Genomic DNA, 1,812 nt, shown 5'->3' with positions numbered 1-1,812 from the left:
TTCAGCGTTAGTCAGGTGAGTCGACGATTCCTGCTGTTCTGTTTTTTGTGTAGGGTGAAGTGGCTGCTAGAATTTCCGGGCAGTTCACAGCTATCGAGATCAAAGAACAGATTGCAGATTTATTATAGATTAAAACGAAAAGGAGGTCACACCGTTGCTAGCTGTAGATAAGAAAAATTTCAAGTAAGAAGAAGTGCTCCAATTCAAGGGAGTTGCTGTGGTGGATTTTGGAGACAGAAGTGTGAGCCATGTAAAGCCTTGATGCCTGAAGTAGAAGAACTGGCTGCCAAATATGAAGGCAAGGCCAAGTTCTGCAAGCTGGACACCGGTGGGAACAGGAGGTTGGCCATCAGCCAAAAGGTGATGGGGCTTCCCACCATCGCTTTTTATAAGGATGGGGAAAAGGTTGCTGAGTTCAGTAAAGAATTTTCCATGGAAGAAGTGGAAAAGAAGCTTCAGGAGCTGATCTAAAAAATCGAAAGGGAAAGGGGTGAATGGATTGCGCTTAGAAGTTGGCAGTATTTTGATCAAGGATGTTCAATTTGGGTCAAAAACCGAGGTCAATGATGGGGTTCTTTTTGTAAACAAGGAGGAGCTTGCCCGTATAGCTGGCGATGATGAGCACATCGCTTCGGTAGAAGTTTATTTAGCAAAACCCGGTGATCAGACAAGGATCATCCCGGTGAAGGATGTGATCGAACCCCGGGTCAAGGTTTCAGGAAATGGGGGGGTCTTCCCTGGCTTGATCAGCAAAGTGGATATGGTCGGTGAGGGGCGCACCCATGTCCTCAAAGGGGCAGCTATAGTGACCACTGGGAAGATAGTGGGCTTTCAGGAGGGTGTGATCGATATGTCCGGCCCGGGGGCTGAGTATACACCTTTCTCCAAAACAATGAATGTTGTAGTCAAGATCGAGCCTGTTGAGGGGCTGCACCAGCATCAGCATGAACGTGTAGTAAGACTGGCGGGTTTCAGGGCAGCGGAGTATCTGGGCAAGGCAGGGCAAAATATAGAGCCTGACTCTGTTGAGGTTTTTGAAACCAAGCCACTGCTGGAGCAGGCAAAAGAATACCCGGACCTGCCCAAAGTTGTTTATGTCTATATGCTGCAGACCCAGGGACTGCTCCATGATACCTATGTGTATGGGGTTGATGCCAAAGAGATCATTCCGACACTTATTTATCCCACAGAGGTGATGGATGGTGCTATCGTCAGCGGGAACTGTGTTTCCGCATGTGACAAAAACCCCACCTATGTACACCAGAACAATCCAGTGATCCACGACCTCTATCAGGGCCATGGAAAAGACTTCAATTTCATCGGTTGTGTGATTACAAACGAAAATGTGACACTATCTGACAAAGAGCGCTCCTCAGATATGACAGCCAAACTGGTGGAGTTTCTCGGTGCAGATGGTGTCATTATCTCTGAGGAGGGTTTTGGTAACCCGGATGCCGATCTGGTTATGAACTGCTCCAAGATCGAGAAAAAGGGGATCAAAACTGTCCTGATCACTGATGAGTACGCGGGGCGGGATGGTGCCTCCCAGTCTCTGGCTGATGCTACAGAGCATGGAGATGCTGTTGTATCTGCCGGAAATGCCAATGAGGTCATCAAACTTCCATCCATGAAAACCGTTATCGGATACCCGGAGGTTGCCGATACGATTGCTGGCGGGTTTGCCGGCAGTTTGGGTGATGACGGCTCGATCACTGCAGAAATTCAAGTTATCACAGGCTCAACCAATGAATTAGGATTTGGCTATTTAACAGCCAGAGGAAGCTAATAAATACTATAATAGTGAAGGGAGTT

Annotated in this window: 2 protein-coding genes; both read left to right on the top strand. The window is 47.7% G+C overall.

The genetic code is table 11. From position 1 onward, the window contains the following. Window positions 1-201: 201 nt before the first annotated feature. Window positions 202-471 (top strand): thioredoxin family protein, encoded by a 270-nt coding sequence (locus SSCH_RS06050; RefSeq protein WP_456300456.1) that lies wholly within the window; start codon window positions 202-204, stop codon window positions 469-471. Window positions 472-499: 28 nt separating this feature from the next. Continuing rightward, on the top strand, window positions 500-1,786 hold the full coding sequence (locus tag SSCH_RS06045; protein WP_044664684.1) for a glycine/sarcosine/betaine reductase component B subunit: 1,287 nt from the start codon (window positions 500-502) through the stop codon (window positions 1,784-1,786). The last annotated feature ends 26 nt before the right edge of the window (window positions 1,787-1,812 follow it).

Source organism: Syntrophaceticus schinkii (assembly GCF_000946815.1).
Classification (GTDB): domain Bacteria; phylum Bacillota; class DSM-12270; order Thermacetogeniales; family Thermacetogeniaceae; genus Syntrophaceticus; species Syntrophaceticus schinkii.
This window is presented reverse-complemented; position numbering and strand designations above follow the sequence as displayed.